Annotated in this window: 10 protein-coding genes; 9 read left to right on the top strand and 1 reads right to left on the bottom strand. The window is 62.9% G+C overall.

Annotation, left to right across the window (positions count from 1 at the left end; translation table 11 throughout):
- Window positions 1-69 precede the first annotated feature (69 nt).
- From rpoB to JWZ97_RS14080, 5 genes are all read left to right on the top strand, one after another.
- Window positions 70-4,146, top strand: a complete 4,077-nt coding sequence (gene rpoB, locus JWZ97_RS14100; RefSeq protein ID WP_205430407.1) for a DNA-directed RNA polymerase subunit beta — start codon at window positions 70-72, stop codon at window positions 4,144-4,146.
- Between the two features lie 69 nt (window positions 4,147-4,215).
- A complete protein-coding gene (rpoC, locus tag JWZ97_RS14095; RefSeq protein ID WP_205430405.1) occupies window positions 4,216-8,427 on the top strand; it encodes a DNA-directed RNA polymerase subunit beta' in 4,212 nt (1,403 codons plus the stop codon).
- 176 nt (window positions 8,428-8,603) lie between these two features.
- Window positions 8,604-9,221 carry a cytochrome c gene (locus JWZ97_RS14090; protein WP_205430403.1) on the top strand — a complete coding sequence of 206 codons (618 nt, stop codon included), beginning with the start codon at window positions 8,604-8,606 and terminating at the stop codon, window positions 9,219-9,221.
- Between the two features lie 183 nt (window positions 9,222-9,404).
- On the top strand, window positions 9,405-10,196 hold the full coding sequence (locus tag JWZ97_RS14085; protein ID WP_205430401.1) for a GNAT family N-acetyltransferase: 792 nt from the start codon (window positions 9,405-9,407) through the stop codon (window positions 10,194-10,196).
- Entirely contained in the window at window positions 10,171-10,941 is a 771-nt protein-coding gene (locus tag JWZ97_RS14080) for a 1-acyl-sn-glycerol-3-phosphate acyltransferase (RefSeq protein WP_205430399.1), read from the top strand. Before JWZ97_RS14085 ends, JWZ97_RS14080 begins: the two co-directional genes overlap by 26 nt.
- A 9-nt stretch (window positions 10,942-10,950) precedes the next feature.
- On the opposite strand, the gene JWZ97_RS14075 is transcribed toward JWZ97_RS14080, so the two are convergent.
- On the bottom strand, window positions 10,951-12,399 hold the full coding sequence (locus JWZ97_RS14075) for a PLP-dependent aminotransferase family protein (RefSeq protein WP_205430397.1): 1,449 nt from the start codon (window positions 12,397-12,399) through the stop codon (window positions 10,951-10,953).
- 124 nt (window positions 12,400-12,523) lie between these two features.
- Between JWZ97_RS14075 and JWZ97_RS14070 the strand changes: the two genes are divergently transcribed.
- The 4 genes from JWZ97_RS14070 (at window position 12,524) to JWZ97_RS14055 (ending at window position 17,131) form a co-directional block, all read left to right on the top strand.
- On the top strand, window positions 12,524-13,408 hold the full coding sequence (locus JWZ97_RS14070) for a DMT family transporter (RefSeq protein WP_205430395.1): 885 nt from the start codon (window positions 12,524-12,526) through the stop codon (window positions 13,406-13,408).
- A 65-nt stretch (window positions 13,409-13,473) separates the two neighbouring features.
- Window positions 13,474-14,067, top strand: coding sequence for a glutathione S-transferase family protein (locus JWZ97_RS14065; protein ID WP_205430393.1), 594 nt, complete (start codon window positions 13,474-13,476; stop codon window positions 14,065-14,067).
- A gap of 39 nt (window positions 14,068-14,106) precedes the next feature.
- Window positions 14,107-15,312, top strand: coding sequence for a PLP-dependent aminotransferase family protein (locus tag JWZ97_RS14060; RefSeq protein WP_205430391.1), 1,206 nt, complete (start codon window positions 14,107-14,109; stop codon window positions 15,310-15,312).
- A gap of 109 nt (window positions 15,313-15,421) precedes the next feature.
- On the top strand, window positions 15,422-17,131 hold the full coding sequence (locus tag JWZ97_RS14055; RefSeq protein WP_205430389.1) for a VWA domain-containing protein: 1,710 nt from the start codon (window positions 15,422-15,424) through the stop codon (window positions 17,129-17,131).
- Window positions 17,132-17,153 lie beyond the last annotated feature (22 nt).

The following is a 17,153-nucleotide window of genomic DNA, read 5'->3' as shown; positions in this document are numbered from 1 at the left end:
ATTTTATAACCGCCTTCGCGAACGTAGACACCGCGGTTTTAGTTAAAGCAATCTAGGTAAGGAACCAACATGGCCTATTCTTTTACCGAAAAGAAACGCATCCGTAAGAGCTTTGGTAAGCGTCAGGACGTACTCGACGTACCCTATCTGCTGGCGACTCAAGTCGAGTCCTACAAGAAATTCCTGCAAGCCGACACACCCTTGGCGAGGCGGATAGACGACGGTTTGCACGCAGCGCTCAAATCCGTGTTTCCGATCGAAAGCCATACCGGTCACGCGGTACTCGAATACGTCAGCTACCGCTTGGGCGAGCCGGTATTCGATGTAAAGGAATGCCAGCAGCGTGGAACCACTTATGCGGCCCCCCTGCGGGTCTTGGTGCGCCTGGTGATCTACGACAAGGAGGCCCCGGCATCCGCGAAGGTGGTCAAGGATATCAAGGAGCAGGAAATCTACATGGGCGAGATCCCGCTCATGACCGACACCGGCACCTTCGTCATCAATGGGACCGAGCGCGTCATCGTCTCGCAGTTGCACCGTTCTCCGGGCGTATTCTTCGATCATGACCGGGGTAAAACCCACTCCTCGGGCAAGCTGTTGTTCAACGCCCGCATCATTCCCTATCGCGGCTCTTGGCTGGATATGGAGTTCGATCACAAGGACTGCGTTTACGTTCGCATAGACCGACGTCGCAAGCTGCCCGCGACGGTGTTGCTGCGCGCCTTGGGATACGACAACGAAGCCATCATTTCTCTCTTTTTCGACACCAATCCGTTCACTTTCGCGGACGGACAGATATTGCTGGATTTGATACCCGAGCGCCTGCGCGGTGAAATCGCCAGCTTCGATATCAAAGTTGACGACAAGGTTATCGTCGAAAAAGCTCAGCGCATTACCGCACGCCATATCCGCTTGCTGGAAAAGGGCGGCGTGACGCAGATGGAAGTGCCGCGTGATTACCTGCACGGCAAGATCCTGGCCCACAACGTGATCGACACGACCACCGGCGAACTGGTGGCCAAGGTCAACGACGAGATCACCGACGATCTGGTCGGCAAGATGATAGCGGCGGGCGTGAGCAAGATAGAGACGCTGTTCGTCAACGATCTCGACCGCGGCCCTTATGTTTCGAACGCCATGCGTATCGATACGACCGAGACCCAGCTCGATGCGCTGGTCGAAATCTACCGCATGATGCGTCCCGGCGAGCCGCCGACCAAGGAGTCGGCCCAAGCCCTGTTCGAGAACCTGTTTTTTACCTCCGACCGCTACGATCTGTCGGCTGTCGGCCGCATGAAGTTCAACCGGCGGCTGGGTAGAGTCGAGATCACCGGGGCGGGGGTGTTGTCCAAGGAAGACATCATCGACGTATTGAGGGAGCTGATCGCCATTCGCAACGGCAACGGCCAGGTGGACGACATCGACCATCTGGGTAACCGTCGCGTGCGTTCGGTCGGTGAAATGGTGGAAAACCAGTTCCGCCTGGGGCTGGTGCGCGTCGAGCGCGCGGTCAAGGAGCGTCTGTCCCTGGCCGATTCCGAAGGCTTGATGCCGCAGGAAATCATCAACGCCAAGCCGGTTGCCGCTTCGATCAAGGAATTTTTCGGTTCCAGCCAGCTCTCGCAGTTCATGGACCAAAGCAATCCGCTGTCGGAAATCACCCACAAGCGCCGCGTCTCGGCCTTGGGACCGGGCGGTTTGGCGCGCGAGCGGGCCGGTTTCGAGGTGCGCGACGTGCACACCACGCATTACGGTCGCGTCTGCCCGATCGAAACGCCGGAAGGCCCGAACATCGGCCTGATCAACTCGTTGGCCGTCTATGCCCGCACGAACGAATACGGCTTCCTGGAAACGCCCTATCGCAAAGTGGTGGACAACCGGGTGACTGACGAGATCGAATATCTGTCGGCGATCGAGGAAGGCAAGTATTACATCGCTCAGGCCAGCGCCGCGGTCGACGAGAACGGCTACCTGCGCGACGGCCTGGTTTCCGCCCGCTACAAGGACGAGTTCACCTTGTCGACGCCGGAAAAGATCAACTACATGGACGTCTCGTCCAAGCAGATCGTGTCGGTCGCGGCCTCGTTGATCCCCTTCCTGGAGCACGACGACGCCAACCGTGCGCTCATGGGTTCCAACATGCAGCGCCAGGCGGTCCCCACCCTGCGGTCCGAGAAGCCGCTGGTCGGCACGGGCATGGAGCGCATCGTGGCCAAGGACTCCGGCGTGGCCGTGGTCGCGCGGCGCGGCGGTTATATCGAATCGGTCGATGCGAGCCGCATCGTGGTCCGGGTCAACGACGACGAGACCGAGGCCGGCATACCGGGCGTGGACATCTACAACCTCACCAAGTACACCCGTTCCAACCAGAACACCTGCATCAACCAGCGTCCGCTGGTGAAGACCGGCGACGTGGTGGCCAGGGGCGACGTATTGGCCGACGGCCCGTCCACCGATATGGGTGAACTGGCGCTGGGGCAGAACCTGCTGGTCGCGTTCATGCCCTGGAATGGCTACAACTTCGAGGACTCGATCCTGATTTCCGAACGGGTGGTGCAGGACGACCGCTTCACCACGATACACATCGAGGAGAAGGCCTGCGTTGCCCGCGACACCAAGCTGGGACCGGAGGAAATCACGGCCGACATCCCGAACGTGGGCGAAGCGGCGCTGGCCAAACTGGACGAATCCGGCATCGTTTATATCGGTGCCGAGGTCAAGGCCGGCGACATCCTGGTCGGCAAAGTGACGCCCAAGGGCGAAACCCAGCTCACGCCGGAAGAAAAACTGCTGCGCGCCATCTTCGGCGAGAAGGCCTCCGACGTGAAGGATACTTCGTTGCGCGTGCCTTCCGGCATGGACGGCACGGTCATCGACGTGCAGGTGTTCACCCGCGACGGGGTCAAGAAGGACGAGCGCGCGAGGCAGATCGAGGAAGCCGAAATCGAACGGGTCAAGAAGGATTTGAATGACCAGTTGCGCATCATCGAGAAAGACATCTACGACCGCGTCGAACACCTGTTGGTGGGCAAGGTATCCGAGTCGGGTCCTGCAGGTCTGAAGTCGGGTAAGACCATAGACCTGGATTATCTGCAAAGCCTAAAACCGAGCCAGTGGCTGGATATACGCACCCAGGACGAAGACGTGAACGTCCAGCTGGAAACCGTGGCGGCGCAGATCCAGCAGCAGCGTGAAGAGTTCAATCTGCGGCTGGAGGAAAAGAAGCGCAAGATCACCATGGGCGACGACCTCGCGCCGGGCGTGCTCAAGATGGTCAAGGTCTATCTGGCCGTCAAGCGCCGCATCCAGCCGGGCGACAAGATGGCCGGACGCCACGGCAACAAGGGCGTGATTTCGCGCATCGTGCCGGTCGAGGACATGCCGCATACCGCAGACGGCACGCCCATGGACATCGTCTTGAACCCGCTGGGCGTGCCTTCGCGCATGAACGTCGGCCAGGTGCTGGAAACCCATCTGGGGTGGGCCGCCAAGGGCTTGGGGCTGAAGCTCGGCAAGATGCTGGACGCCCAGGCCAAGATCGTCGAGTTGCGCGAATTCCTGGAGCAGATCTACAACCGGACCGGACGCAAGGAATCTCTGGACCAGTTCAACGACGCGGAAATCATCGAGTTGGCTTCCAATCTGCGCAAGGGCGTGCCCATGGCGACCCCGGTGTTCGACGGCGCGATCGAGGAAGACATCCGCGAGATGCTCAGGCTGGCCGATCTCCCCGTGACAGGGCAAACCCGTTTGTACGACGGCCGCACCGGCGACGCGTTCGAACGCCCCACTACGGTCGGCTACATGTACATGCTCAAGCTGAACCACCTGGTCGACGACAAGATGCACGCCCGTTCCACCGGTCCGTACAGCCTGGTGACCCAGCAGCCGCTGGGCGGCAAGGCGCAGTTCGGCGGCCAGCGCTTCGGCGAAATGGAAGTCTGGGCGCTGGAGGCCTACGGCGCCGCCTATACCTTGCAGGAAATGTTGACGGTCAAGTCGGACGACGTGAACGGCCGTACCAAGATGTACAAGAACATCGTGGACGGCGACCACCGCATGGAAGCCGCGATGCCCGAATCGTTCAACGTATTGATCAAGGAAATACGTTCCCTCGGCATCAATATCGAATTGGAGCAGGACTGAAGACAACCCCGGCGCGTGCGCCGGGGCGCTTCCGAGATACCCGCAGCCAAGAATTAGGAGACTAGTCCCGTGAAAGATTTGATCAATTTTTTGAAGCGTCAGAGCCAAACCGAAGAATTCGACGGTATCCGCATCAGTCTGGCATCGCCCGACATGATCCGTTCCTGGTCCTACGGCGAGGTGAAGAAACCTGAAACCATCAACTACCGCACCTTCAAGCCGGAGCGCGACGGCCTGTTCTGCGCCAAGATCTTCGGGCCGGTCAGCGATTACGAGTGCTTGTGCGGCAAGTACAAGCGCCTCAAGCACCGCGGCGTGATCTGCGAAAAGTGCGGCGTGGAAGTCACCCTGTCCAAGGTGCGCCGCGAGCGCATGGGCCATATCGAACTGGCCAGCCCGGTCGCCCACATCTGGTTCCTCAAGTCGCTGCCCTCACGCATCGCTCTGCTGCTGGACATGACGCTGCGCGAGATCGAGCGCGTGCTCTATTTCGAATCGCACGTCGTCATCGATCCCGGCATGACCCCGCTGCAGCGCGGCCAGTTGCTGACCGAGGAAGAATACAACGAAGCCTTGCAACAGCACGGCGACGAAGTCAGCGCCAAGATGGGCGCCGAAGCCATCCGTGACCTGCTGAAAACGCTGGACCTGCACGGCGAAGTGCAGCGCCTGCGCGAGGAAATCGACAGCACCAACTCCGAAACCAAGATCAAGAAGCACTCTAAGCGCCTGAAGGCCATCGAATCCCTGATCGCTTCCAACAACAAGCCGGAATGGATGATCCTGACCGTGCTGCCGGTGTTGCCACCCGAACTGCGCCCGCTGGTGCCGCTGGACGGCGGCCGCTTCGCGACCTCGGATCTGAACGATTTGTACCGCCGCGTCATCAACCGCAACAACCGTCTGAAGCGGCTGCTGGACCTGAATGCGCCGGACATCATCGTGCGCAACGAAAAGCGCATGCTGCAGGAATCCGTCGACGCCCTGCTGGACAACGGCCGCCGCGGCCGCGCCATCACCGGCTCCAACAAGCGTCCGCTGAAGTCTTTGGCCGACATGATCAAGGGCAAGCAGGGTCGTTTCCGCCAGAACCTGCTGGGCAAGCGCGTCGACTATTCCGGCCGTTCGGTCATCGTGGTCGGCCCGACGCTCAAGCTGCATCAGTGCGGTCTGCCCAAGAAGATGGCGCTGGAATTGTTCAAGCCCTTCATCTTCAGCAAGCTGCAGTTCCGCGGCCTGGCGACCACCATCAAGGCGGCCAAGAAGATGGTCGAACGCGAGAGCGCGGAAGTTTGGGACATCCTCGACGAGGTGATCCGCGAACATCCGGTCATGCTGAACCGCGCGCCGACCCTGCATCGCCTGGGCATCCAGGCCTTCGAGCCCATCCTGGTCGAGGGCAAGGCGATCCAGTTGCATCCGCTGGTGTGTACCGCGTTCAACGCCGACTTCGACGGCGACCAGATGGCCGTGCACGTGCCGCTGTCGCTGGAGGCCCAGTTGGAGGCGCGCTCCCTGATGATGGCGACCAACAACATTCTTTCGCCGGCCAACGGTGAGCCCATCATCAATCCGACGCAAGACGTGGTGCTCGGTCTCTACTACATGAGCCGCGAGCGCGTGGGTGCCAAGGGCGAGGGCATGCTGTTCGCCGACACGGACGAGGTGCTGCGCGCCTACCAGAACGGCGTCGTCGACTTGCAGGCCAAGGTGACCGTGCGCATCCGCGAGGTCTTGCTGGACGAGAACGGCCAGAAGCAGCCGGCGATCACCCGTCGTGTCGAGACCACCGCAGGCCGCGCCATCATCTGGACCGTCGTGCCGGACGGCATCGCGTTCGATCTGATCAATCAGGACATGACCAAGAAGTCCATCTCCCGGCTGATCAACCATTGCTATCGCACCCTGGGCGTCAAGAGCTCCGTGGTCTTCGCCGACCAGCTGATGTACACGGGCTTCTCCTATGCCACCCGCTCCGGTGTGTCCATCGGATTCGAGGACATGGCGGTGCCGCCGCGCAAGGAGGAAATCATCCAGGCGGCCGAGCAGGAAGTGAAAGAAATCCAGAACCAGTATGCTTCCGGTCTGGTCACCGACGGCGAGCGCTACAACAAGGTCGTCGACATCTGGTCGCACGCCAACGACCAGGTCGCCAAGGTGATGATGGAAGGGCTGGGTACCGAGGCGGCCGTCGGCAAGGACGGCAAGACGGTGCAGCAGAAATCCTTCAATTCCATCTACATGATGGCCGATTCCGGCGCCCGTGGTTCCGCGGCGCAGATTCGTCAGCTCGCCGGCATGCGCGGCTTGATGGCCAAGCCGGACGGCTCCATCATCGAAACGCCCATCACCGCGAATTTCCGCGAGGGTCTGGACGTATTGCAGTACTTCATCTCGACCCACGGCGCTCGCAAGGGTCTGGCGGATACCGCGCTGAAGACCGCCAACTCGGGCTATCTCACCCGCCGTCTGGTCGACGTGGCGCAGGATTTGGTCATCACCGAGGACGATTGCGGTACCAACGACGGTCTGCTGATGTCACCGCTGATCGAAGGCGGCGACGTGGTCGAGCCGCTGGCCGAGCGGGTGCTGGGTCGCGTCCTGGCCGAGGATGTCCGCCATCCCGCCACGGAAGAGTTGATCGTCGATGCGGGTACCCTGCTGGACGAACATTGGGTGGGTGTGCTGGAAGCGAACAGCATCGACAACGTGCGCGTGCGTTCGGTCATCAGCTGCAAGACCCGCCACGGCGTGTGCTCGTCCTGCTACGGCCGCGACCTGGGGCGCGGTCACAAGGTCAACATCGGCGAAGCCATCGGCGTCATCGCGGCTCAGTCGATCGGCGAACCCGGCACCCAGCTGACCATGCGTACCTTCCACATCGGCGGTGCGGCATCCCGTTCGGCGGCGATCAGCAATATCGAGGTCAAGTCGGCCGGTTCGATCAAGCTGAGCAATCTCAAGACGGTCGCCAACAAGGACGGCCAGTTGGTCGCGGTATCGCGTTCGGGCGAAGTCAGCGTCATCGACGATCACGGTCGCGAGCGCGAGCGCTACAAGATCCCGTACGGTGCGGTGCTGTCCGTGCATGAAGGCGGTGCGGTGCGGGCCGGGCAAGTCGTGGCCAATTGGGATCCGCATACCCATCCGGTTATCACCGAGGTGCAGGGTATCGCCCGCCTGGTCGATTTCGTCGATGGCGTGACGGTGCGCGAGCAGTCGGACGAGGTCACCGGCTTGAGCTCCATGATGGTGATCGACCCCAAGCAGCGCGGCGGCGCGGGCAAGGAATTGCGCCCCATGGTCAAACTGGTGGACCAGCACGGCAACGACATTTTCATCCCCAATACCGAAATCGCGGCACAGTACGTGTTGCCCGCCGGCGCGATCGTGAGCATACGCGACGGCGGCGAAGTCGGGGTGGGTGACGTATTGGCCAGGATACCGCAGGAATCGTCCAAGACTCGCGACATCACCGGCGGTCTGCCGCGCGTCGCCGACCTGTTCGAGGCGCGCAAGACCAAGGATCCCGCGATATTGGCGGAGGCCACGGGCACCATCAGCTTCGGCAAGGAAACCAAGGGCAAGCGCCGCATCGTCATCACCGACGCCGCGGGCGAGCAGCACGAGACGATGATCCCGAAATGGCGCCACGTCACGGTGTTCGAAGGTGAACATGTGGAGATGGGCGAAACCATAGCCGAAGGCGAATTGACCCCGCACGACATCTTGCGTCTGCGCGGTGTGGCCGAGCTGTCGTCCTACCTGGTCAAGGAAATCCAGGACGTCTATCGCCTGCAGGGCGTGAAGATCAACGACAAGCACATCGAGGTGATCATCCGCCAGATGTTGCGCAAGGTGGAAATCACCGCCATGGGCGATTCGAGCTTCCTCAAGGGCGAACAGGTGGACCGTGCCCGCGTGCTGGAAGAAAACGAGGGCCTGGAAGCCGAGGGCAAGATACCGGCGTGCTACGAGTCGGTGCTCATGGGTATCACCAAGGCTTCGCTGTCCACCGAGTCGTTTATTTCGGCGGCGTCGTTCCAGGAAACCACGCGCGTACTCACCGAGGCCGCCATCCGCGGTTTGAGCGACAAGCTGATGGGCCTGAAGGAAAACGTCATCGTCGGCCGCTTGATACCCGCGGGCACCGGGCTCGCCTACCATCTGGAGCGCAAGGAGCGTCATCAGCTGGAAGAGCAGGCGGAAGCGGAGCCGACCGAGACGACACTGGATACCTCGGATGTGGAAGAGGCGCTCAAGCAGGCTCTCAACATGTAATGAAAAAACCTTTCCATCGTCCGGCAATTCGGTATGTCTGTGGAGCGTCATTCGGTAAACTAAGCGACCGAATTCCCACAGAACCCGACGCCGGACGATGGGCGTGGCCTATCCATGCCTGTCGGTAGCGGGTCACGTCGGTTTTTTTCAGAGCAGCATTTCGGAGTGCGTAGAAGATGAAAAGAAAAACCTTATGGAGTTGTGTCGCGATCGGCCTCGGTCTAACGATGGTGGCGTCGTTCGCGAATGCGGCAGGTGATGCCGAGAGCGGCAAGAAGAAGTTCTACACCTGTGCCGGTTGCCACAGCGTTGCGGGTTACGACAACAGTTATCCTTCGGTTTATCCGGTGCCCAAATTGGGCGGTCAGCATGATGCGTTCATCATCGCGGCGCTCAAGTCCTATTTGAGCGGGGAGCGCAAGCACGGCAGCATGGAGGGCAACGCCGCCGGCTTGAGCGACCGGGATCTCGAGGATATCGGGGCTTACCTTACGCGCTTCCGCTCTATCACCGAAAGCAACGTGGTTACGGGCAACGCGGCGGCCGGCAAGGGCAAGACGGCCATCTGTGCGAGCTGCCATGGCGAGGACGGCAACAGCGAAAACAACGCTTTCCCACGTCTGGCCGGCCAGTACGAGGGGTATCTGATCAAGGTTTTGCAGGATTACAAGCGCGGCAAGCGCACGAATCCCATGATGGCCGGATTCGCCGCCGGTTTGAGCGAGGAGGACATTAAGGACATCTCCGCCTACTACGCCAGCCAAAAGCGCGGTCTGACGCTGGTCAACGACTGAAGCAGGCGTCCCGACCTTAAAAGCCCGCGGTGGACCCCAGCGTCCGCCGCGGGCTTTTTTATGCGGCCGGTTTTGGCGGATGCGGTCTGGCCGCAGAATTCATGGAATCGTCATCCATTCGTCACGGTTCCATCATCTTGCGCTCCTATCGTGCGAGTCTTCCACGCACCCCAGGGAGCCGCCATGTCCGCATCCACCGTCGAGTCCATCTGGTCCCGCCCGCGCCGGTATGTCGCCGAAATCGCGCGCGACCGGGCCACCGTCCGCGCCACTCAAGCCTTGCGTTATCACGTATTCGCCGAGGAAATGGGGGCGCGTTTGCACACCCGGATCGACGGCCACGACGTCGATGAACTAGACGACTATTGCGATCACTTGCTGGTGCGCGAAGTTCAAACGGGCCGTATCGTCGCCTGCACCCGTTTGCTGAGCGATACCGAAGCCGCGCGCTTCGGGCGTTTTTATTCCGAAGGCGAATTCGATCTCAACGGCGTGCTGGCCTTGCCCGGCCGCTTCCTGGAAATCGGCCGTACCTGCGTCGATCCCCGCCACCGGGGCAGCGTGGTGCTGTCCACGTTATGGAACGGCTTGGCCGAATATGTGTATCAGGGCCGCTTCAACTACCTGATGGGGTGCGCGAGCATTTCCCCGGGCCCGCACGGATTTTCGGTGGATGCCGTCTACCGCAGGATAGAGCCCGAACAGCGGGGGCCTGTTGAACTCGCGGTGCGTTCCAAGAATCCGGTACCGGGCTGGATGCGGTGCCCGCAGGACGAAAGCGGCATCCCGCCCTTGCTACAAGCCTACCTTAGGCTGGGCTGCCAGGTCTGCGGCGAGCCTTATTGGGACGAGGATTTCAATTGCATGGATGTGTTCATCCTGCTGGATCTGAGCAAACTGCAAACCCGCTACGAACGACGCTTCATCGCCGGCAAGGCCGCGAGCAACTATGCGGAAACTCCCGGTTTGGTCTAAGGCGGCGCTGGTCGCCGGCATGTTCGCGTACGGCCTGTTCGCGGTCGCCGTGATCATGCCCTTGCTGCACCGGGTCGCGGGGCGGCATGCGGAGCGGGCATTCGAGCCCATACGGGCCGGCTGGTGCCGGACCTTGTGCCGCATACTGGGCGTGAGCCTGGAGATCGCCGGAGAACCGTCCCCGGACGCGCGCCTACTGGTCGCCAACCACGTCTCCTGGCTGGACATCCTGGTGCTGGGAGCCAGCGGGCCGATGGTCTTCGTCGCCAAGGAAGAAGTCTCCGACTGGCCCGTCATGGGCTATCTGGCCCGGCATGTCGGCACGCTGTTCGTGCGGCGCGGCGATGCCGAACAAACCGCCGTCACCGCCGAGCGCATGGCCTGGACGTTGCGCCAGGGCAAGCGGCTCATGCTATTTCCGGAGGGAACGACCACGGCCGGTGACAAGGTGCTGCGTTTTCATGCCCGTTTGCTGGCGCCGGCCCAGCTCGCGCATGTGCCGGTGCAAGCCGTCGCCATCGAATACCTGGGTGATGCCAGGAACGTGGCCCCCTTCATCGGCGAAGACGAATTCCTTCCCCATCTCCTGCGCGTCCTCATGCTGGAGTCCATAGCGATGCGCATGCATTACTGTCCTGTCCTGCCTGCCGGCATCCCCCGCGATACGCTGGCCCAGACCGCGCGCCGCCAGGTGGCGGGCGCGTTGTTCGGGGTGGCGGAGGCGAAGGTCGGAGCCGGGCGTTGAGCGCGGCGATTACGCGGTGAACCCCGGGTAAAGCGAGGTGTCCTGGTCGCCGTGCCGGGGCGCCGCATCCGCGAGCAGCCGGAAAATCGCCGGGTTCTCGCAGCCGGCGGCATTGAAGCGCAGCCAGGGAGAGGCCTCCTGATTGGGTCGGAACAAGGCGCCGGGTGCCAGCATGATGCCTTGCTGCGCGGCGTGAGCGGCCAGTTGCGAGGCGTTTTCGGACGCGTCGCGGCGCGCCCAGATGAACATGCCGTCCTCGTTTTCCCGATACACTTCCATGCCGCATTTTTCCAGGTTGCGCACGGCTTCGATGCGCGACTTCCGTAGCCTGGAGCGCAGCTTTTCCAGATGTTTGCGGTAATGACCCTCGGTGAGCAGTTCGTAAACCAGACGCTCGTCGATCTCCGAGGTCGTGAGGCTGGTCAATAGCTTGAGGTCGGTCAGGGTTTCGGCGATCTCGTATTTGCAGGCGAGAAAGCCCACCCTGAGGCTGGCGGAGACGGTCTTGGAAAAGCTGCTGACGAAAATTACCCGATCCAGTTGATCCAATGCGGCCAGGCGGCTCGGATGTCCGCCCTGCAGATCGCCATAAATATCGTCTTCCACCACCCTCAGGTCGTAGCGTTCCGCCAGTTGCAGCACGCGATGGGCGGCGGCCTGACTGATGCTGACCCCGGTGGGGTTGTGCAGCAGCGAGTTTGTGAAAAACACCTTGGGGCGGTGCTCGCGTATCAGTTCCTCCATGACCGCCGTGTCCGGTCCGCCGGGCGTCCAGGGCACGCCCACCAGGCGGGCGCCGGACAGCTTGAGATAACCGAACAGGGTGTAATAGCCGGGATCGTCCACCAGCACGGCGTCGCCCGGTTTGACGAACAGCCGGGTGATGAGATCCAGGGCGTGGGTGGCCCCGCGGGTGGTGATGATCTGACGGGCCGAGCAGACGATGCCCCGATCTTCCATGTGGCGGGCCAGCAGGCCGCGCAGGGGCTCGTAGCCGGCCGGCAGGCCGTAACCGGTCAGATAGTTGCCGCTCTTGCGCGCCAGGGCGCGCATGACGCGTTGTATTCCGGCCCCGTCCATCCATCCGGCGGGTAGCCAGCCGGCCCCGGGCATCGCCACGTGAGACTGTTCCGTGAGCGCGTTGCGCAGCAGCCAGAGGATATCCACCGCGCGCTCCAGGCGGCAGGCTTCGCTCGCCGGATGCTCGCTCTCGGTCCGGCCGGCCACGTAAAAGCCCGAACCTTGCCGCGATTTCAGATAACCCATGGCCACCAGGCGGTCGAAAGCCTGCACCACGGTGAACTTGCTGACGCCATGTGTCTCGGCGAAGCGCCGGATTGATGGCAGCCGAGTGCCGGAACGCAGCGCGCGTTCGTCGACGCGCCGCTTGACGCCAGTCACGATCTGCTCGATCAGGGGCCGGCTATCCCGGGGATTCAGGTTGAGTGGCTTCATCATTGTATTGGTTGTCCTGCCGGTACAGTCCCTGCCTATTGCGCGTCAAGTGTATCTGTATTGTCCGTTTGGTAGGCCCTATTGTACGGCCTACATTCCTATCACGCAGCGCGCAGGCGGACATATCATGCAGGAGAATTTTCGTCGGGGGTGGATCACGGCGTTCCTGGGCATAGGCGGATTCAGCCTGACCATGCCGGCGACCCGCCTGGCCGTGTTGTACCTGGACCCCTGGTTCGTGGCCCTGGGGCGTGGCGTGTTGGCCGGAGGCCTGGCGCTCGCCACCCTGCTGATCGCCCGCCCGCCTCTCCCGGGCCGCGAACACGTGGTGTCTTTGGCCGTCGTGGCGCTGGGTGCCGTGGTCGGATTCCCCCTGCTGTCCGCCTGGGGATTACAGGATGTGCCCGCTTCGCACGCCGGCATCACGATTTCCGTCACACCCTTGTTCACGGCCTTGCTCGGCGCGCGGCTGGCGGGCGAGCGCTTGCCCGGCCGCTTCTGGATGGCCGCCCTGGTGGGCACCGCGGCGGTATTCGGTTTCGTCCTGCACGCCGGCGGCGGGCGGCTGGGCCTGAGCGACGCCTGGCTGTTCGGCGCGTCGCTGGCGGCGGCCGTCAGTTATGCCGAAGGTGCGCGCCTTGCCAGGATCTTGGGCGGCTGGCAAGTCATCTGCTGGGCGCTGGTGCTCGCCGCTCCCTGGCTGGCGCTGCCGTTGGCCTGGATCGCCGCGCATGCCGAATTGTCGGCGCCGGTCGAAGCCTGGGCGGGATTCGTTTATGTGGCGGTCGTCAGCCAGTTTGTGGCCTTCATGCTGTGGCACCGCGGCTTGGCGTTGGGCGGCATCGCGCGCATCAGCCAGATCCAGCTGCTGCAGCCTTTCCTGACCCTGGGCGCTTGCGCCCTCTGGCTGGGCGAGTCGGTGACCGGAACCGTCGTGGCCGTGGCGGCCGTGGTCGCGTCCAGCCTGTGGGTCAGTCAGCGCAGCGCGCGCCGCCGTCCCGAATACGCTTGAGCAGGCTACAAAACCGGCGGATGCCGCCGTCGTTCAATTCGATTACTGACCGTGGAGAGCAGAAAGTGAAGCTTTACGACACGGAATTATCCGGCAACTGTTACAAGGTGAGACTGTTGTGCGCCCTGCTGGGCGTGCAACTTGAAACCGTCGCGGTCGATTTGCTCAAGCTGGAGCACAAGCAGCCCGATTTTCTCGCCCTGAACCCGCGCGGACAGGTGCCGGTGCTGGAAGACAGCGACATCGTTCTGTGGGATTCCATGGCGATCCTGGTGTACCTGGCTAGACGCTATGGCGGCGAGACCTGGCTGCCGACCGGCGCCGAAGCGATGGCTGGCGTCATGCAGTGGCTGGCATTGTCCGAAAACGAGATCCTCTATGGCCTCGCCCGGGCGCGGGCCGCGAAGCGCTTCGGCCGCCCCTGGGACCTGCTGCAGTGCCAGGAAACGGGCAAGGCCGGCCTGGCCGTCCTGGAAGGACAACTCAGTCGGGAGACCTGGCTGGCCGGAACGGAGCCCACCATCGCGGACATCGCCTGCTATCCCTATGTGGCCCTGGCACCCGAAGCCGGCGTTGATCTGATCGATTATCCCGCCATCCGGCTATGGATAGGCCGCATCCAGTCCCTGCCCGGTTACGCGGCCATGCCGGGGCTTTGACCGCGTCCTTCCGCCCGCATCACTTTGCCAGGAGCCATTATGCATCCCGCCATACAGCTTTCGCGCCGCAGCGAGCGGCTCAGCAGTTCACTCATCCGCGACATCCTGCACCTCACCCAGCGGCCCGGCATGGTTTCGTTCGCCGGCGGCCTGCCGGCGGACGAGCTGATGCCCGAGCTGGATTTCGCCGGTTTGGGCGGCCCTAGCCGGCAATACGGCCCGAGCGAAGGCGAACCCGTGCTGCGTGAACTCGTCGCGCAGCACCTCCTGGGCCTGGGACTGAAAACCGGCCCCGACCGGGTGCTGGTGACGTCCGGTTCACAGCAGGGCATCGATCTGGTCGGCAAGCTGTTCGTCGACGAAGGAACGCCCGTATTGCTGGAGGCACCGACTTATCTGGCCACCATACAGGCCTTGCGCCTGTATGGCGCCCGTTTCACCGCCCTGCCCCTCGCGGACGACGGCATCGATGCGGACGAGTTGCGCGCCGCCATCGCTCGCCAAAGGCCGGCTTTCGTCTATCTGATACCCACGTTCCAGAATCCCGCCGGCTGCTGCTACCGTGACGAACATCGTAGGGCCATCGCCGCCGTGCTGGACGAAACCGGCGTGCCCCTGGTGGAGGACGACCCCTACCGCGATCTGGTTTACGAGCCGGTCGACCGGACGCCGATCTGTGCCTACCTGGAGCGGGCGCCGTGGGTCTATCTGGGCAGTTTTTCCAAGATCACGGCACCCGGCCTGCGGGTGGGCTATCTGAGCGCATCCCCGACACTCTATCCCTGGCTGGTCAAACTGAAGCAGTCCAGCGATCTGCACACCCAGCGGATAGGGCAGGAATGGCTGGCGCGTTTCCTCGCGTCGGGCGATTTCGCCCCGCATCTCGAGCGGCTGCGCAGCCACTACGCGGAACGGCGCGACGCGATGCAGGCCGCCCTGCTCGCGCAGTTCCGCGGCTATGCCGAGTGGCGGGCGCCGGCCGGCGGGTTGTTCTTCTGGCTGCGTTTGCGGCAGGCATGCGATACCTTCGCCATGCTGCAGTCCGCCCTGGAGCGCAATCTGGCCTTCATGCCGGGCGATCCGTTTTTCCCCGCGCAGGAACAGCGTTATCCGGCCTTGCGCCTGAATTTCAGCCATGCCGACCCGCTGACCATCCGGCGCGGAATCGGGATCTTGGCCGAGATATTGAGCGAGTCCATGGACCAGGGGGTTCCGAACCGCGGAGCGGTCGCCGCCCTCGGTTGAGCCCGCTCCATCCGTGGGCATGGCTGGTGGGGCGGAGGCCGCGACGGTCCGCAGACGCTAAGCCGCGCAGGCCTGCTATATTGTCGGCAACTCAAGGACAGGTGCCTCCATGTTGCTGCGTATTTTTAGCCTACTGGGTTCGATGCTGGCGGCGGCCTCCGCCTATGGGCAGGCTCATCAAGCCCCGCCCGGGGAGCGCAACGACATCCGCATCGTGATCGACACCTCGGGCAGCATGAAGCAGACCGATCCGCACAATCTGCGCGTACCGGCCCTGAAGCTTCTGGTCAACCTGCTTCCCCAAGGCCAAACCGCCGGCGTCTGGCTGTTCGATACCCAGGCCGAACCGCTTGTTCCGTTGGGCATCGTCGCGGCCGACTGGAAGCAACAGGCGCTCGCGTCGGCGACCCGTATCCATTCGAAAGGCGACTACACCCATATCGAAGCCGCGCTGGAGGCGGCAGGACAAGGTTGGAACACGCCGCCGTCGGCGGGGGAACACCGCCATCTGATCCTGCTCACCGACGGCAGGGTGGACGTCTCGAAGAATCCCCAGGACAGCGAGTCCTCGCGCGAACGTATCCTGAAAAACCTGTTGCCCCGGCTGCAGATCGCGGGGGCGCAGGTTCACACCATCGCCCTTTCCAACAAGTCCGACCAGGAACTCATGCAGCGTATCGCTCTCGCCACCGGGGGCTGGAGCGAGGTCGCCGAAAATGCCGAGGCCTTGCAGCGCGCTTTCGTGCGCATGTTCAACAAGGCGGCTCCGCCCGATACCGTCCCGCTCAAAGACAACCGCTTCGAGATCGATGCCGGCATCCGGGAGTTCACCGTCTTGGTGACCCTGAGGCCGGGGGCGCCCGCCACCCGCCTGGTCGACCCCATGGGGACGGAAATGACCGGGAAGGCGGTCCCGGATACCGCGCGCTGGGTGCATGAGGCCGGTTTCGATCTGATCACGGTACAGGCGCCGGTGCCGGGACAATGGAAACTGGTCGCCGATGCCGATCCGGCCAACCAGGTCATGGTGGTCACCGACCTGCAAATGGTGGTTCCCTCCGTCCCGAACGTTTTGACGCAGGAGAGCGGCCTGGAGATCCATGCGAGTTTCAGCGAGCGGGGGCTGGCCATCAAACGCGAGGATTTTCTGGGGCTGATTTCCGTCGATGTCCAGCTCACCGGGCCGAGCGACAGCAAGGGATATTCCATGACACGCGATCCGGTGGCGGCGGAGCGTTTCGTCTGGCGGGCCTCGTCCCCGCTCCCCGGCGAATATGCCCTGAGCGTCGTCGCCAACGGACAGACGTTCACCCGGCAGGCCCGACAGAGCTTCCGCGTCATAGCCAGCCCGCTCAAGGTCGAAACGCGTCGCGACGGCGAGCTCGCGGTCATCACGGTGACGCCGGACGCACTGGCCATCAAGCCGGAGAGCGTGAATCTCAAGGCCACGTTCACCGACCAGGCGCAACAAAGCCGTCCGGTGGAAATCCATCCGGCCGAAAGCGGCTGGAAACTGGAACTGCCCGTGCCCAAGGCGGGCGAGCAGGGCGTGGTCAATTTCACGGCGGAGGCACGCGGAGCAGACGGCAAGCCCGTCCCCATCGCGCTCAAGCCGGTGATGCTGAACGGGGAGGCGCCCCGGCCGGCAGAACCCGAGGCGCCGCCTGCGACGGTGGAGCCGCCGGCCTGGCCGGTGGTGGCCGGGCTGGCCGGGGCCATCAATCTGGTTTCAGGGCTTGCGGGCTATCTCATCTATCGCTACCTGAGGCGACGCAACGAAGCGGCGATCAGCGCCCTGATCCAAAAGCTGCCCTTGTGACCATCCCCGGCTTCGATGTCTG

The sequence above is a fragment of the Methylococcus sp. EFPC2 genome (assembly GCF_016925495.1).
Lineage (GTDB): Bacteria > Pseudomonadota > Gammaproteobacteria > Methylococcales > Methylococcaceae > EFPC2.
The sequence above is the reverse complement of the archived record's forward strand: the minus strand, read 5'-3'. Positions and strand labels throughout refer to the sequence as shown.

What these genes read in the sequence shown, in the direction of transcription:
- JWZ97_RS14070 (WP_205430395.1), top strand. Translation starts at nt 12,524, where the DNA reads ATGCAGGAGAATTTTCGTCGGGGGTGGATCACGGCGTTCCTGGGCATA.
- rpoB (WP_205430407.1), top strand. Translation starts at nt 70, where the DNA reads ATGGCCTATTCTTTTACCGAAAAGAAACGCATCCGTAAGAGCTTTGGT.
- JWZ97_RS14075 (WP_205430397.1), bottom strand. Translation starts at nt 12,399, where the DNA reads ATGATGAAGCCACTCAACCTGAATCCCCGGGATAGCCGGCCCCTGATC.
- JWZ97_RS14085 (WP_205430401.1), top strand. Translation starts at nt 9,405, where the DNA reads ATGTCCGCATCCACCGTCGAGTCCATCTGGTCCCGCCCGCGCCGGTAT.
- JWZ97_RS14055 (WP_205430389.1), top strand. Translation starts at nt 15,422, where the DNA reads ATGTTGCTGCGTATTTTTAGCCTACTGGGTTCGATGCTGGCGGCGGCC.
- JWZ97_RS14090 (WP_205430403.1), top strand. Translation starts at nt 8,604, where the DNA reads ATGAAAAGAAAAACCTTATGGAGTTGTGTCGCGATCGGCCTCGGTCTA.
- JWZ97_RS14080 (WP_205430399.1), top strand. Translation starts at nt 10,171, where the DNA reads ATGCGGAAACTCCCGGTTTGGTCTAAGGCGGCGCTGGTCGCCGGCATG.
- JWZ97_RS14060 (WP_205430391.1), top strand. Translation starts at nt 14,107, where the DNA reads ATGCATCCCGCCATACAGCTTTCGCGCCGCAGCGAGCGGCTCAGCAGT.